Raw genomic sequence first — 14,750 nt, forward strand, 5'->3', positions numbered from 1 at the left:
CACAATCTATCATACTGCTTTCAAGAAGTCATAGAACACATCAGGGAGATGGGCCATGTATGTCGGCACGCAGATGGGCGGAAGCCAGTTGGTCAATGCCGGGGGAGACCGCTACCTGCGCCAGCTGGCACAGCTTGGCCTCAAGCATGTCTGCATCGATCCGGAAGGCAGCGCCTACGACTGGACGCGCGACAGCTTCGCCCGCCATATCGAGCGGATCGAGAAGGCCGGCCTCATCCTCGACATGATCCAGTTGCCGCTGGAGTCGTCGGGCATCGAGAGCAATCGCTCCAAGGGCATCATGATGGGCATTCCCGAGCAGCGCGACCGCGAGATCGAGGGGATCTGCAAGCTCATCGAGATGCTGGCCTCGCTGGGCGTCAAATCGGCCAAGTACAATCTCAACCTGGTGGGCATTCCGCGCACCACCTCCGAGCTGGGGCGCGGCGGCGCCGAGCTCTCCACCTTCCGGCATGACAAGACCACCGACGACGAGGTCATGACCATGGCCGGCCGCGTCGATGCCGACACGTTCTGGGAACGCATCACCTACTTCCTCGAGCGCGTCGTGCCGGTGGCCGAGGCCAACAAGTTCCGTCTCGCCTGTCACCCGCATGATCCGATCACCCGCCCCGGCTATCGCGGCGTCGATCGCGTTCTGGGCACCGTGGACGGGCTCAAGAAGTTCGTCTCGATTGCCGAGAGCCCCTATCACGGGCTCAACTTCTGCCAGGGCACGATCGCCGAAAGTCTCGAGAATCCGCGCGAGGAAATCGGTGACATCATCCGCTGGTTCGGCAGCCGCAAGAAGATCTTCAACGTCCACTTCCGCAACATCAAGGGCAAGAAGTTCTCGTTCACCGAGGTGTTCCCCGACGAGGGCGACATGAACATGGCCGAAGCCTTCAAGATCTATCACGAGGTCGGCTATGACGGGATGATCATGCCCGACCATGTGCCCCATATCGATGGCGGCGCACCGATGGAAACGGCGTTCTCGTTCTGCTTCGGCTACATCATCGCGCTGTTCCAGGCCAATGGCTGGGACCCGTACGGCGCCTGAGATTTTCACTCAATGAGAAAGGGCCCGGATCGCGAGATCCGGGCCCTTCTCTTTTGCGACTGGACGTAGCCTTCAGCTGTTGGCGTCGATCAGCGCCTTGAGCGTCGCGCGCTCGCTGGCATCGAGTTCGGTCAGCGGCGTGCGCACCTTGCCGGCCGAGCGGCCGACGAGGTCGGCACCGGCCTTGATCATCGAGACGGCATAGCCCTTCTTGCGATCGCGCAGGTCGATCAGCGGCAGGTAGAACGACTTCATCAGGGCGTTGATGGTCTGGGTGTCGTGCTCGCGCACGGCCTTGTAGAAGCGCAGCGCCAGCTCGGGTACGAAGTTGAAGACGGCAGACGAATAGGTGGTGACGCCCATTTCGAGATAGGGCTGGGCAAACACTTCGGCGGTGGGCAGGCCACCGATATGCACGAGGCGATCGCCAAGCCGGCTGGAGATGCGCTGCATCAGCTGCACGTCGCCGATACCGTCCTTGTAGCCGATGAAATTGGGGCAGGTCTCGGCCAGCTTCTCGAGGCCGGCAGGCGACAGCCTGGTGTTGTCGCGGGCGTAGTAGATGATGCCGATGCCGACCGCATTGCAGATCGCCGTCATATGGGCGAGCACACCGGCCTCTTCGGCAAACATCAGATAATGCGGCAGGACCAGAACCGCTGCGGCGCCGGCCGCCTCGGCGCGTTTGGCGAGGTCGACGGCCATGCGCGTGCCATAGCCGATACCGGCCAGCACCGGCACGTCGGCCGCGCTGTTCTCGACGGCGGTCCGGATGACGCGATCATATTCGTCATAGCCGATGGAGAAGAACTCGCCGGTACCGCCGGCGGCGAACAGGCCCGCCGCATCATAGGACGAGAGCCACTGCAGCCGCTTGGCGTAGGACGCTTCGTCGAACTCGCCATCGGCGGCGAAATCGGTGATCGGGAACGACAGCAGGCCTGAGCCGATCTTGCGCTTGATCTGTTCCAAGTCCATGGGCTGCAGCCTCCAAATTAGTATGACTACTTCGGCTACCACCCCGCGCCAGGCCTGTCAACGACGCCGGACGCGGCGTGGCCGGCATCGACACAGGGTTGGCCTGCGGCAGGAACCTGTCGCCGGGCGGCGAGTTGCTCTCTCGCGAGCGGGGAGATGCATGAAGACGTGCTGGTTCATAGTCATAAGGACGCCGTCGGCCTGGTGGGTCGACTGCGAGGGGAAGGCCTATGGCCCGTTCGTCTCCCGCAAGGAGGCGGCGGAGAATGCCGTGCATCTGGCCCAGGCCTTCGGCGACCCCGGTCGCCGGTCCGACGTCTACGTCCCCGACGATGACGGCACACAGATTCTGGCGTGGTCCTCCAGTCAGCCCACTCCCGGTCGCCAGACTTAAGTCGCTAGACTTAATAAGTGTTAGTGCGGCCACCGCGACGAGGCCTCACCCTGAGCGTAAACAAGCGTGGAGACTATGATGATGCCGGAATCCCCGCGGCGTCGGGCCATGCGCGCCGACGTCGCGCAGAAACGACAGGCCATTGCGGCCCTGGGTCCGATCAGCGAGCGGATCGGGCCGTGGCAGACCAAGACGGCACGTCTTCTCGCCCAGGCCCGGAAATTGCGGGCCAGCGGCGGCCATGAACCCGGACTGGTGCAGGAAGCCGAGGCGCTGAACAGCGCCGTCGCCCGGCATCAGGAGATGCTGCTGCAGATGATGCAGGAACTGCCGCCCGACGTGGCGGCCGATACGCGCGTGCTCGATACGGCACGGGCGCTGAATTCGCTGGCGGCAAGTCTGGACGAGGCGCTCGTCCTGATGCGGCAGCGGCTGCAGTAGGGACGGGCCGGCTGCTGCCGGCCCGAACCGATCAGGGCATTAACTGCCCGCCATTGACTTCCAGCGTCTGGCCGATGACGTAGCCGGAGAGCGCCTCGGAGGCGAGGAAGAGGAAGGCGCCGACGCAATCCTCGGAGACGCCGAGCCGTCCCTGCGGCACCTGGGCCAGCATGGCCTTGAGCTGGGCTTCGGTGGAATAGCGCTCATGGAACGGCGTATCGATGACGCCCGGTGCCACGGCGTTGACGCGGATGCCGAAGGGGATCAGTTCCTTGGCCATGCCGCGTGTCACGTTGCCGACAAAGGCTTTGGACGAGCCATAGAGCCCGGCGCCGCCACCGGCGCCGTTGCGGGCGGCGATCGAGGTGGTGTTGATGATGAAGCCGCCGCCGGCGCTTTTGAGGTGCGGGATGGCGGCATGCGAGGCGGCGAGCACCGACCGCGCATTGAGGTCCATCACCTGGTCGTAGAGCTCTTCGGTGTACTCCTGATAGGGCTGCCGGGCGACCATGCCGCCGGCGTTGTTGATCAGCCCGTCGAGCCGGCCGAAGGCCTTGACGGTCGCTTCCACGGCGGCGCGGATTTCATCCGACTTGGTCGCGTCGGCCTTGATCAGCGTCGCGGTGCCACCCGCATCGGCGATTTCCTTGGCAAGCTTTTCGGCGGCGTCCTTGCTCGAGTTGTAGTGGAGGCCGACCTTGGCCCCCTGTGCGGCAAAGGCGCGGGCGAGCGCGGCGCCGATGCCGGTCGATGCGCCGGTGATCAGGACAACCTTGTCCTTGAGATCGGGGATCACGAGATTGGCCACTTGTATTCCTCCAGTTGTTTCTTCGGCTTCGGGCCGATTATGCAGATCAGAAGCCGGTGACGACCAGCGGCTTGTAGGGCGCCTCGAGCTCTGCCACGTCGTCGGCACTCAGCTTGAGGTCGATCGAGGCGATGGCATCTTCAAGGTGCTGCAGCTTGCTGACGCCGACGATCGGCGAGGTGATGCCGGGCTTGGAGAGCAGCCAGGCCATGGCGACCTGCGCCATCGGCTTGCCCTTGGCCTTGGCGACAGCCTCGAGCGCGTCGACCACCGGCTTGGCACCGTCCTGGTTGTACATCTCCTTGCCCCAGCGATCGGTCTGGGCGCGGGCGCTGCCGGTTTCGCCCCACGGGCGGGTGAGCTTGCCGCCGCCCAGCGGGCTCCAGGGCAGCACGCCAATGCCGGTGTCGCGGCAGAGCGGCAGCATCTCGCGCTCTTCCTCGCGATAGACCAGACTGACCTGATCCTGCATCGACACGAACTGCGTCCAGCCATTGCGCTCGGCGGCATGCTGGTACTTGGCGAACTGCCAGGCCCACATCGACGAGGCGCCGATGTAGCGGGCCTTGCCGGCACGGACGACGTCGTGCAGCGCTTCCATGGTTTCCTCGACCGGCACGTTCGGGTCGAAGCGATGGATCTGGTAGAGGTCGAGATAGTCGGTGCCGAGGCGTTTGAGGCTGTTGTCGATCTCGGAGAGGATTGCCTTGCGTGACAGTCCCATGCCGTTCGGACCGGGGCGCATGCGGCCATTGACCTTGCTGGCCAGCACGATCTCGTCGCGCGGCGCCAGTTCCTTGATCAGGGTGCCGGTGATCTCCTCGCTGGTGCCCTCGGCATAGACATTGGCGGTATCGAAGAAGTTGATGCCGGCGTCCCAAGCGCGCCGGTACATCGGCCGCGCCTCTTCGAGACCCAGCACCCAGGGCCGGTTCTCGGTCGGCTTGCCGAACGACATACAGCCAAAGCAGATGCGGCTGACTTCAAGGCCGGTGCGGCCCAGGCGTAGATAATCCATCGATGCTCTCCTCGGAATTCCGTCAGGTCGTATTATCGATAAAGCGACCAGAGTCCAAACGAGCTCACGCCGCCGCAGTTCAAGGCTGAAAAAACAGAAGGCGGCCCCTGCGGACCGCCCTCTCGCATTCTATCGGCAGCGTCAGTTGACGCGATTGCCGTCCTTGCCGAACAGGTGGATCGTCGCCAGATCCGGCGTCACCTTGAGGGTTTCGCCCGGACGGGCCGCGATACGCTCGCGGAAGATGCCGACCACGGTCTGCTTGCCGATGCGCATCACCACCTGGGTTTCCGAGCCGGTCGGCTCGACCACCACGACGACGGCCGGGATGCCGTTCTCGGGATCGAGAATCAGGTGCTCGGGACGCACGCCGTAAGTGGTGGCGTCGACCTGATCCTTCTGCAGCGGCAGCATGATGCCGTCCGAGGTCTTGAAGCCATCGGGGCCGACTGCACCCTCGATGAAGTTCATCGAGGGCGAACCGATAAAGCCGGCGACGAAGGTGTTGACCGGACGATCGTAGAGATCGAGCGGCGAGCCCATCTGCTCGATGATGCCGTCGCGCATGACGACGATCTTGTCAGCCATGGTCATGGCTTCGATCTGGTCGTGCGTCACGTAAATGGTGGTGGTCTTGAGCCGCTGATGCAGTTCCTTGATTTCCGAGCGCATCTGCACGCGCAGCTTGGCGTCGAGGTTGGACAGCGGTTCGTCGAACAGGAACACCTGCGGGTCACGCACGATGGCGCGGCCCATGGCGACGCGCTGGCGCTGACCACCGGAGAGCTGACGCGGCTGACGGGCGAGCAGGCTCTCGAGCCCGAGGATCTCGGCGGCGCGGTTCACCTTCTCGTTGATCTCGGCCTTGGGCACGCCCTTAAGCTTGAGCGAGAAGGCCATGTTCTGCGCCACGGTCATGTGCGGATAGAGCGCGTAGTTCTGGAACACCATGGCGATGTCGCGTTCCTTGGGCGGCAGGTCGTTGACGACGCGGTCGCCGATCTCGATCTCGCCCGAGCTGATGTCTTCAAGGCCGGCAATCATGCGCAGCAGCGTGGACTTGCCGCAGCCCGAGGGGCCGACAAGGATGACGAACTCGCCGTCGGCGATGTCGAACGAAACGCCCTTGAGGGCCTCAAACGAGCCGTAGTGTTTGCCCGCCTTGTTGATGGTTACGCTGGCCAAGTGGTGTGTCTCCTCACTCCGGGCGGCACCTGCCACCCCTGTTGCCACGCACATTCGAGGCGATTGGCCTCGACGTCAATCCGCCCGCCTACAACTAAAGTATCAGAAAATACTCATACCAAAGTCGCATACGGCGGCGCGAGCCGGTTCAGCGTGCCGTCCAGCCGCCGTCGATCAGCAGGGTATGGCCGGTGATCATGGCCGCCGCCTCCGAGGCGAGGAACACCACGGCGCCGGACACTTCCTTGGGCTCGCCGACGCGATGCAAGGCGGCGATGCGCTCGATGACATCGGCCTTGAAGTCAGGATCGCCCAGGGCGGCGGCCGTGCCGTCGGTGCGGAAGAATGTCGGCGCGACGCAGTTCACCCGCACATTGGACTTGCCCCATTCGACGGCGAAGCACTTGGTCATATGGCTGACGGCAGCCTTGGCCAGGCAGTAGATCGCCTCCCCCGGCAGCGCCACGGCGCCGGCCTGCGATCCCATGTTGATGATGGTGCCCGATTTCCGAGCCAGCATGTGGCGCCCGACATATTGCGACACGAAGAAGGTCGATTTGACCGAGAAATCGATGGTCCAGTCGAACTCCTCCTCGGTGAAGTTTTCGACCGGCCCCTGGGTGCCGCCGCCGACATTGTTGACCAGGATGTCGAGCTGGCCGAACTCTGCAATCGCCTCGTCGATGGCCGCATAGGCCTGCTCGAGATCGAGAACGTCCATCTGCAGCTTGAGGGCGCGGCGGCCCATGGCCGTGATTTCTTCAGCCAGGCCGCCATCGGCATTGGTGTCACGCAGTCCCAGCGCCACGTCGGCGCCGGCATTGGCCAGCGCCAGAGCGATGGAGCGGCCGAGGCCGCGTCCGGTGCCGGTCACCAGTGCCGTCTTTCCGGCCAGCGAGAAACTCGATAGTTCGGTCATGTCTTCCTCTTGGTTTTGCAGGCCTACGGCCAATTGCTGATCTCACCCTAGCCGAATCCGACTGGCAGGCCGCCGCCTAAAGCGCTAGACGCTGACATGTTACCGAGTTTCGAAGGGGATGGAGCACATGAACCAGATTGATCTCAAGGACCAGGTCGCCGTCATTACCGGGGGCGCGCAAGGCATCGGCTTTGCTATCGCCAGACGCCTGGTCGCTTCCGGCGCCAAGGTCTGCCTCTGGGACATGAATGCCGAACTGCTCGAGAGCGCCAAGCGCGACCTGGGCGCCGCTGCCTCCTCCGTCGTGGTCAATGTCAGCAATTACGACCAGGTCGCCGCAGCAGTGGCCGAGACTGAAAAAAGCCTGGGCAGCCTCGACATCCTGGTGCATTCGGCCGGCATCGCCGGCAAGAACGCGCCGCTCGACGAATACGAGCTCGACGAATGGCGTCGGGTCATCGACATCGATCTCAATGGCGCCTTCTACGTCAATCGCGCCGTCCTGCCCGGCATGAAGGCGCGGAACTACGGACGCATCGTCAACATCGCCTCTATCGCCGGCAAGGAAGGCAATCCCAACGCAGCGGCCTATGCCGCGGCCAAGGCCGGCGTCATCGGCATGACCAAGGCCGTCGGCAAGGAATGCGCGAAATACGACATCGCCATCAACGCCATCACCCCGGCCACCGCCAAGACCCGCATTCTCGATGAGCTCAAGCCCGAATTCATCGACTACATGCTCTCGCGCATTCCGCGCGGCCGCTTCCTCGAGGTGGACGAGGCAGCAAATATGGTGGCCTGGCTGGTGTCGAAGGAAAACTCCTTCACCACCGCCTCGGTCTTCGACCTCTCCGGTGGACGGGCGACCTACTAGGCCGGACCTCGCCGCCTCGAACCACAAGGAAAGCCAGCGTGAGCATCCGCCACATCGTTCTGTGCAAGTTCAAGGCCTCGATCGATGAGGCGGAGCGGCAGGAGATCTTTGCCGCGCTCGCCTCGCTGCGCGGCCATCTGAGCGGCATTACCGACATGAGCTTTGGCCGCAGCGTCAGCCCCGAGGGGCTGGAGCAGGGCTTCATGCACGGGTTCACCATCGATTTTGCCGATGCGGCGGCGCGGGACGCCTATCTCGCAGACGAGGGACACAAGAAGGCCGGCGCGCGCTTCGTTGCCGCGCTAGAGGGCGGCTTCGACGGCCTCGTCGTCTGCGATATCGAGGTCTAGCTGAAGCGGCCGATCCCGTAGGCTGCAAAGGTCTCGTCGGCGGCGTCGCCGATGATGGCGGTGATCAGGCCCGCGGTCCGCGCCGAGAGGCTGAGGCCGTAGTGCCCGTGACCCACGGCGTAGAACACCGCCGGTGTCCTGCCGGACCGTGAGATCACCGGCACGGAATCGGGCATGGACGGCCGGTGCCCCATCCATTCACTGGCCGGCGCCCCCTGCAGGTCGGGCAACACGGCGTCGGTGATTTCCCGCATGCGCTTCCAGCGGCTCGGGTTGGGAGGCAACTCGGTGCCGCCCAGCTCGGTCCAGCCGCCCAGCCGCAGTCCCGGCTCAAGCGGCGAGACGACCACGCCGCGATCGGCCAGCACCAGCGGCCGTTCGATCAGTCCGGCGCGGCCGGGATAGGTGAGGTTGTAGCCACGCTCGGCTTCCACCGGCAGATAGTCGCCGAGACTGCGGGCCAGCTGTTTCGACCAGGCACCGGCGGCGATCAAGGCTGCATCGAAGGTGCGGGCCGTGCCGTTGGCGCTGACCGTCACCAGATCCCCATGCGGCGCCAATCCATCGACCCTGGCGCGTTCATGAACGACGCCGCGCGCGAGGGCTGCCTGGAACAGGCCGGTGACCACCTCGAACGGGTCGGTCACCACGCCGTATTCGTAGCTGATGACGCCGCGCGGAAAGATCGGTGCGAGGCCGGGTTCGAGTTCGCCAATGTCGCGCGCGTCGACATGGGTACATTGCAGCCCCACCTCGGCGCGCTTGTCCCAGTGGCCCACCGAGGCGCTGTAGCTTTGCTCGCTCTCATAAAGGTAGAGCGCCGGATCGCGCCGCAGCATGCGGCCGATGCCGGCCCGGGCCCAGAGCCGTTCAGCCTCGTCCACTGCGCCGCGACTGAGTTCGACCAGTGCGGCCACGCCGCGTTCATGGGCCGGCCGCTGGCCGGCCCGCCAGAAGCGCCAGAGCCAAGGTGCTATGGCGGCATAATAGGCGGGTGGAATCTTCAGCGGCGCGTCCGGATCGAGCAGCATCTTGAGTGCGGAAAAGCCGATGCCCGGTTCGGCCAGCGGGAAAATGCCGGAGCCCACGACATGACCGCCATTGCCACGCGAGGGTCCGGTCGAACCCGCCTGCGCACGATCATAGAGCGTCACCTTGAAGCCGCGTTCGGCGAGGGCGAAGGCCGCACTCGTGCCAATGATACCTGCACCGATCACCGCAATCGAAGATCCGCGGGGAAGAGGCCGATGCCTCGTCTGGTTTACGCTCACTGCCGCCGCTCCGCACTGGCCGCAACCTAGCGAAGCGCGCCAGTGTGCGCTAGGCTCAGTCTCGCGGCAGTTGGAAGAATGCCATCCGGGAGAAACTCATGGCCTGCGCGCGCCTTGTCATCGCCGTCCTTGCGTCGCTCACATCGATCTCCGCGGTCCTCGCCGATGCTGCCCCGATGGACATGGCCAGCGACAGTGCCTGCCGTCTCGACCGGGTCCGCGAAATCATCGCCGGCGCCGAAAAGAGCTCGGTCGATGCAGAAGAGGCGAACCGGCTGATTGTCGAGAATACGGCCGACTGGCTCCCCGACTACAATGGCTTCGCCACCAGCATGGAAGCGGCGGACCTCTCGACCGCCATTGCTGATCTCTCGGGCAAGCCATCGCGCGCGGCCTGCCGTCAGCTGCTGCCGTTCGCGGCTATCTCGGCCTCCGCGGCGAGAATCTCGCAGGCTGGCGGCGAGGTGACGCCAGGCGCCGTGCTCATCGAATGCGAGGGCGGTGACGGCCTCTGCGTCCCGCCGGCCACGCAGCACATCATCGATCAGTGCGGCGTCGCCCTGTTCAGTCTGCCGTTGCGCTCGACCTGCTGATCGTCTCGGTCAGCAGCGCCGCCATCCGCGTGCCCGGCACGCCCATATCGCGCATGATTGTCATGTGATCGAGGCCGGGCACGGTGATCCGCTCCATGGCCACGCCACGCCGCCGTGCGGCGAAGGCCAGATCCTGCGCCTGGAGATGGAAGGGCTCGGTCTCGTCCTTGCCGACCACGAGGGTCACTGCCGTATCCGGCGCGGGACTGGCTTCGAACGGCGACCATTCATTGACCTCCTCCTCGGTCAGACCCAGTTCGGGCTGCAGGAAGCTGCCGGTGATCGGCCGCAGGTCGTAGATGCCGCTCACCAGGAGCAGCGCCCCGGGACGGACGGGCGGCATGCCGTGCTCATGTGGCGCCAGCGCCGCCAGATACGATGCCAGATGCGCCCCGGCCGAATGCCCGCTCGCCGAAATCCGGGCCGGATCGCCGCCATGCTCGCCGATATGGGCGCCGACCCAGGCCGTCGCCTGACGTACCTCCGCCACCAGTTGCGCCATCCGCGCGCCAGGCATCAGCGTATACTCGACGATCACCGCGATCGCCCCTGCCGCGGCCACGGTCTCGGCGACGAAGTGATAGTTTTCGCGGTCATTGGCGCGCCAGTAGCCACCGTGAATGAAGATGTGAACCGGGGCCGGTTCGGTCATCGCCGGCGGAAAGAACAGGTCGAGCCGCTGCCGCGGCGCCGTACCATAGGCAATGTCGAGCGTATGCCGAAGCCGCTGCCGCGTCACGGTGCTCGCCTGCCGGTAGCCGCTGTTGACGGCATCGAAATCGGGCACGATGTCGCGAATCTTGAACGGATCAACGCTCATGTCGGTGTCCCCCTCCGGGCGATCCTAGCGGCTCGAACCGCGGGGCGCGAGAAAAAGCCTAGCCAAGGGGCAATTCCGACTGCGCCGGCACGGTATCGGCAATGGCACGCGCCATCGCGGTTTCCAGCAGTTTCAGGTCCTGCGGCCGCGAGAGCCGGTGATCGCCGTCGGGCACCAGGGTGAACGTTACCGGATCGACAAGCAGGTGCTGCGCCAGCCGCAGGGCATGTTCCTTGGGCACGTCCGGGTCGCGGCCGCCCTGCAGGATGGTGACGGGACAGCCGGTGTCGATGCCGCGTGCACCGAGCAGCAGATGGTTGCGCCCGTCCTCGATCAGGGCCCGGGTGATCGGATAGGGCTGGTCGGAATAAGCCGATGGCTGGTCGACGCGTCCGACGTCGGCCATGGCCCGCCGCTCGGCCTCTGTAAAACCGGCTTCCATGAGTTCGGAGGTCATGTCGACGGCCGGGGCAATCAGGATCAGCGCCTTGACCCGGTCGCTGCCGGCAAGGCGCAGGGCGCGATTGAGCAGCAAGGCCAGCCAGCCGCCCATCGACGAGCCGATGACGATCTGCGGTCCGGTCGTGGTGGCAAACACCGCCAGCGACTCATCGAGCCAGCGCGAGATCGTGCCGTCGAGGAAATCGCCGCCCGACTGTCCATGCCCGGAATAGTCGAAGCGGGTCACCGCCAACCCTCGCGCGGCGCCGAAGGCATGTATGGCGGAGGCCTTCGATCCGGTCATTTCCGATCGATAGCCGCCCATCCAGAACAGGCCCGGACTCATGCCGGGCCGGCGCAGCACGGCGATGTCGCGTGCCTCGGCGGCGGTTCCGACGCCAATCATTTCGGGCATATGTGACTTCCCTTGGTTTGCGCGGCCTTTTCATGCAATAATGGCTCTACGGTCGCAACCAGCCAGCAGATCGCAAGTTGAGTGCAATTCTAGCGAGTTGTGGCGCTTGTGCCTGTTGACTTATGGGCTGCCGGCCCCGATTTTATGTGACTTCCGCCACTTCGGTAACAATTGAAGGATCGTCTGCCATTCGTCGTCCCATGAGACCCGTTGCGCCCCAGAAAGATGGGCCGCAGTCCAATGAAGATATTTCCAGCCCTGACGTCCAGCTCATCGATGCTGAAGGCGAAAACAAGGGCGCCGTGCCCACGCGCGAGGCCATGAGCATGGCGAAGGAGCTTGGGCTCGACCTGGTGATCATCTCTCCCAATTCGAACCCGCCCGTCGCCAAGATCCTGGATCTGGGCCGCTTCAAGTTTGCCGCGCAGAAAAAAGCTGCCGAGGCGCGCAAGAAGCAGAAGGTCATCGAGGTCAAGGAAATCCAGCTGCGGCCGAATATCGACGACCACGACTACCAGACCAAGATGAAGGCCGTGCACCGGTTCCTCGACGATGGTGACCGGGTGAAGGTGACCATGCGTTTCCGCGGTCGCGAAATGGCGCACCAGGACATCGGCATGCAGCTGCTGATCAAGGTGCAGAACGAACTGGCCGAACGGGCGAAGGTGGAATCGTCGCCACGCTCGGAAGGCCGGCAGATGGTCATGGTGCTGGCGCCCAAGTAAGGCGCCACACTTTCACCGATCGACCAGGGGCGCCGCGAGGCGCCCTTTTCGTTTGAACTGCTCTACATCATTGTATTGTCTGCAGTCTTTACTGCCCGGCGCACAGCCTAATAGCAATAATAGAATGTTAAATCGGTGCCGCTACCCTACTTCACGAACACGTATGTTCGGGAGGATTGCTGATGTTGGCGCGGATGACCATTGCCCAGCGGATCTACGGGGCTTTCGCAGCGATGATCGCGCTGCTGATTTGTGTGGCGGCCGCAGGCTATCTCGGGGCCCAGTCAACACACGGAATCTTCGCCGATTACAAGGTTGCCGCCAACCAGACACTGGCGATCGGCGATATGGTCGGCAAGGTCTCGCACCTGCGCCTGATCGACACGCATTACCGCGCAGACGGCAGCGCCGATACAGCCGCCAAGTTCGAGCCGGCCGTTGCCGAGGCCATCGCCGCCAGCGACCTGGCAAAGGCGGCCTTTGCCTCAGATGCCCAGGCACTCGCCACCCTCGACACGCTGCGCCAGCATATTGACGGCTTCGGTGCCGCCCTTTCCCGCAGCACCGAACTGCATGAGCAGCGCACTGCCCTGCTGGCGAGCATGCTGGCGCATGCCAGCGCCGCTCGCGCCGCCGCCGAAGAGGTATTGTCGGCCTCCTCGACTGCCGGCCATACCGCATCGGTGGTGCAGGCCGGCCAGGCATCGGAAGCCATCCTGCAGATGCTGCTCAACGCCGAGCGCTATCGGGTCGACGGCAAGGAAGCCGACTTTGCCGAGATCGGCGTGCAGGGCAACAAGGCCATGGACGCGCTCAACGGACTGATTGCCGTACTCAACATGTTCCGGCCCGCACTGGCGGCAACCGCCGACAAGGCCGTGGCCGGCATCGCCCCCTATCTGGCAACCGCCGACGAGCTCAAGACCTCCACTATCGAACGCGCGGCACTGCGCAGCGACGAACTCGATGCCCGGGGCGACGAGATGGAAGCGCTGCTCGCGGACCTGCAGCGCGGCGTGGTGACCCGCCAGGAAGCAGCGGGCGACGCCGGCACCGCGCAGGTCGAGACCACCAGCGCCCTGGTGGTTGGCGCCGGCGCCGTGGCGGTCCTCCTGGGCCTCGCCGCTGCAGTGGTCATCGGTCGCGGCCTTTCCCGCGCCATCCGGCGCATGGTGGGCAGCATGCGCGAACTCTCCGAAGGCAATCTCGACCTCGCCATTGTCGGCGCCGAGCAGCGCAATGAACTGGGCCAGATGGCCAAGGCGCTCGAGGTGTTCCGCACCAATGGCCAGGCCGTGCGGGCGCTGGACGAGGAGAAATCGCATGCCGCCGCGGCCGAGGCCCAGCGCCGCGCCGTCAATGACGAGTTGCTCAGCGAAGTGCAGGCACTGGTGGCAGCGGCCGTGGACGGCGATTTCAGCCAGCGCATCACCCGCAGTTTCGACCTGCCCGAACTCCAGGCTTTCGCGTCCGGCATCAACGAGCTCGTCGCCACGGTCGACCGCGGCCTGGGCGAGACCGGGCATGTGCTTGGCGCCTTCGCCCGTGCCGACCTGACGCAGCGGATGAACGGCGACTACCGCGGGGCCTTCGGGGCGCTCAAGGACGATCTCAACCGCGCCGCCGACCGCTTCTCGGACATGGTCAGCCAGCTCAAGTCGACGTCGCGCGCACTGCGCTCGGCCACCGGCGAAATCCTCTCGGGCGCCAACGACCTGAGCGAGCGCACCACCCGGCAGGCCGCTACCATCGAGGAAACCAGCGCCGCCATCGAGCAACTCGCCAACACGGTGCGCACCAATGCGGCCAAGGCCGAAGAAGCCTCGACCAAGACCCGGGCCGCCTCCAGCATGGCCGATGAGGGTGGCCAGGCCATGACCGAAGCCACCCAGGCGATGAGCCGGATCACCGCCTCGTCGGACAAGATTTCCAACATCATCGGGCTGATCGACGATATCGCCTTCCAGACCAACCTCCTGGCCCTCAACGCCTCGGTGGAAGCGGCGCGGGCCGGCGAGGCGGGCAAGGGCTTTGCCGTAGTGGCCGTGGAGGTCCGTCGTCTGGCCCAGTCCGCCGCCGAGGCCTCAAGCGACGTGAAGGCGCTGATCGACCAGAGCGCCCAGGAGGTCAGCGGCGGCTCGCGGCTGGTGGAAACCGCCGCGGCCAAGCTTTCGGCGATCCTCGAAGCGGTGCGCGAGAACTCGTCGCTGATGCAGTCGATCTCGTCGGCCGGGCGCGACCAGGCGGAATCGATCGGCGAAGTCACCCTGGCAGTGCGGCAGATGGACGAAATGACCCAGCACAATGCCGCCCTGGTCGAGGAAACCAATGCCGCGATCGAGCAGACCGAGGCCCAGGCTGCCGACCTCGACCGCATCGTCGACAGCTTCCAGATCGATGAAACACCCCGCCGCCTGCCTGCGGCGGCGTAAACCATGCCAGTGAAATTCTTGCG

General features: G+C 64.9%; 16 protein-coding genes. 8 read left to right on the forward strand and 8 right to left on the reverse strand.

Annotated elements, in window-relative coordinates; translation table 11 throughout:
* Window positions 1–55 precede the first annotated feature (55 nt).
* Entirely contained in the window at window positions 56–1,063 is a 1,008-nt protein-coding gene (locus tag AC0L4C_RS03135; protein WP_473402072.1) for a mannonate dehydratase, read from the forward strand.
* 72 nt (window positions 1,064–1,135) lie between these two features.
* On the opposite strand, the gene kdgD is transcribed toward AC0L4C_RS03135, so the two are convergent.
* The gene (gene kdgD / locus AC0L4C_RS03140; RefSeq protein WP_473403439.1) at window positions 1,136–2,050 is read right to left on the reverse strand and encodes a 5-dehydro-4-deoxyglucarate dehydratase; all 915 of its coding nucleotides are present in this window, start codon (window positions 2,048–2,050) and stop codon (window positions 1,136–1,138) included.
* 151 nt (window positions 2,051–2,201) lie between these two features.
* Between kdgD and AC0L4C_RS03145 the strand changes: the two genes are divergently transcribed.
* Together AC0L4C_RS03145 and AC0L4C_RS03150 are read left to right on the forward strand one after the other, a co-directional pair.
* Window positions 2,202–2,435: a hypothetical protein gene (locus tag AC0L4C_RS03145; protein WP_473402073.1), complete on the forward strand. Its 234-nt coding sequence runs from the start codon at window positions 2,202–2,204 to the stop codon at window positions 2,433–2,435.
* Between the two features lie 78 nt (window positions 2,436–2,513).
* Window positions 2,514–2,876, forward strand: coding sequence for a hypothetical protein (locus AC0L4C_RS03150; protein ID WP_473402074.1), 363 nt, complete (start codon window positions 2,514–2,516; stop codon window positions 2,874–2,876).
* 31 nt (window positions 2,877–2,907) lie between these two features.
* On the opposite strand, the gene AC0L4C_RS03155 is transcribed toward AC0L4C_RS03150, so the two are convergent.
* The 4 genes from AC0L4C_RS03155 to AC0L4C_RS03170 form a co-directional block, all read right to left on the reverse strand.
* On the reverse strand, window positions 2,908–3,684 hold the full coding sequence (locus AC0L4C_RS03155) for an SDR family NAD(P)-dependent oxidoreductase (protein ID WP_473402075.1): 777 nt from the start codon (window positions 3,682–3,684) through the stop codon (window positions 2,908–2,910).
* A gap of 46 nt (window positions 3,685–3,730) precedes the next feature.
* Window positions 3,731–4,702: an aldo/keto reductase gene (locus AC0L4C_RS03160; protein WP_473402076.1), complete on the reverse strand. Its 972-nt coding sequence runs from the start codon at window positions 4,700–4,702 to the stop codon at window positions 3,731–3,733.
* 141 nt (window positions 4,703–4,843) lie between these two features.
* Window positions 4,844–5,887 (reverse strand): ABC transporter ATP-binding protein, encoded by a 1,044-nt coding sequence (locus AC0L4C_RS03165; RefSeq protein WP_473402077.1) that lies wholly within the window; start codon window positions 5,885–5,887, stop codon window positions 4,844–4,846.
* A gap of 148 nt (window positions 5,888–6,035) precedes the next feature.
* Window positions 6,036–6,806: an SDR family NAD(P)-dependent oxidoreductase gene (locus AC0L4C_RS03170; RefSeq protein WP_473402078.1), complete on the reverse strand. Its 771-nt coding sequence runs from the start codon at window positions 6,804–6,806 to the stop codon at window positions 6,036–6,038.
* A 127-nt stretch (window positions 6,807–6,933) separates the two neighbouring features.
* Here AC0L4C_RS03170 and AC0L4C_RS03175 point away from each other — a divergent pair, with 127 nt between their 5' ends.
* Together AC0L4C_RS03175 and AC0L4C_RS03180 are read left to right on the forward strand one after the other, a co-directional pair.
* Window positions 6,934–7,680, forward strand: coding sequence for an SDR family NAD(P)-dependent oxidoreductase (locus AC0L4C_RS03175; protein WP_473402079.1), 747 nt, complete (start codon window positions 6,934–6,936; stop codon window positions 7,678–7,680).
* A gap of 38 nt (window positions 7,681–7,718) precedes the next feature.
* Window positions 7,719–8,030 carry a Dabb family protein gene (locus tag AC0L4C_RS03180; protein ID WP_473402080.1) on the forward strand — a complete coding sequence of 104 codons (312 nt, stop codon included), beginning with the start codon at window positions 7,719–7,721 and terminating at the stop codon, window positions 8,028–8,030.
* Here AC0L4C_RS03180 and AC0L4C_RS03185 read toward each other — a convergent pair.
* Entirely contained in the window at window positions 8,027–9,247 is a 1,221-nt protein-coding gene (locus AC0L4C_RS03185; RefSeq protein WP_473402081.1) for an NAD(P)/FAD-dependent oxidoreductase, read from the reverse strand. The two genes, AC0L4C_RS03180 and AC0L4C_RS03185, sit on opposite strands and share 4 nt — an antisense overlap.
* A 152-nt stretch (window positions 9,248–9,399) precedes the next feature.
* Here AC0L4C_RS03185 and AC0L4C_RS03190 point away from each other — a divergent pair, with 152 nt between their 5' ends.
* Window positions 9,400–9,894, forward strand: coding sequence for a hypothetical protein (locus AC0L4C_RS03190; RefSeq protein WP_473402082.1), 495 nt, complete (start codon window positions 9,400–9,402; stop codon window positions 9,892–9,894).
* Here the strand turns inward: AC0L4C_RS03190 and AC0L4C_RS03195 are convergent.
* Complete coding sequence (locus AC0L4C_RS03195) at window positions 9,866–10,714, reverse strand: alpha/beta hydrolase (RefSeq protein ID WP_473402083.1); 849 nt, start codon at window positions 10,712–10,714, stop codon at window positions 9,866–9,868. The genes AC0L4C_RS03190 and AC0L4C_RS03195 overlap by 29 nt on opposite strands.
* 58 nt (window positions 10,715–10,772) lie before the next feature.
* Window positions 10,773–11,570: an alpha/beta hydrolase gene (locus tag AC0L4C_RS03200; protein ID WP_473402084.1), complete on the reverse strand. Its 798-nt coding sequence runs from the start codon at window positions 11,568–11,570 to the stop codon at window positions 10,773–10,775.
* Window positions 11,571–11,758: 188 nt separating this feature from the next.
* Between AC0L4C_RS03200 and infC the strand changes: the two genes are divergently transcribed.
* Both infC and AC0L4C_RS03210 read left to right on the forward strand, forming a co-directional pair.
* The gene (infC, locus tag AC0L4C_RS03205; protein ID WP_473403440.1) at window positions 11,759–12,295 is read left to right on the forward strand and encodes a translation initiation factor IF-3; all 537 of its coding nucleotides are present in this window, start codon (window positions 11,759–11,761) and stop codon (window positions 12,293–12,295) included.
* A gap of 182 nt (window positions 12,296–12,477) precedes the next feature.
* Window positions 12,478–14,727, forward strand: coding sequence for a methyl-accepting chemotaxis protein (locus AC0L4C_RS03210; RefSeq protein ID WP_473402085.1), 2,250 nt, complete (start codon window positions 12,478–12,480; stop codon window positions 14,725–14,727).
* The last annotated feature ends 23 nt before the right edge of the window (window positions 14,728–14,750 follow it).

Source organism: Devosia sp. J20-27, assembly GCF_055808595.1.